We start from the raw sequence: 236 nt of genomic DNA on the forward strand, positions 1-236 counted from the left end.
GTCGAGCGCGATGATCCGCAGGCCGTTGACGTCGTACACGCGGTCGTAGGGCTCGGTCGTGGCGTCCTCGCCGAGGAGACCCACCCGGAAGGCGGCGCGCTCGTCGTGGTTGCCCATCACCCAGATCACCTGCGAGCCGTAGCGCTCCGCGACCGGCTCGACGAGGGCGCGGATGCGGACGTAGGCGTCCGGGGCGGCCGTGTCCGCGATGTCGCCGGTGAACACGATGGCCTCAG

The 236-nt window shown here is 71.2% G+C and carries 1 protein-coding gene; it reads right to left on the reverse strand.

Going from position 1 to position 236, the window contains the following annotated elements:
* Window positions 1–236: metallophosphoesterase (locus SB773_RS34620; protein WP_410595071.1), on the reverse strand; the 236-nt coding region annotated here is incomplete at both ends.

Source organism: Bacillus sp. SIMBA_074 (assembly GCF_046534555.1).
Taxonomy (GTDB): domain Bacteria; phylum Bacillota; class Bacilli; order Bacillales; family Bacillaceae_G; genus Bacillus_A; species Bacillus_A mycoides.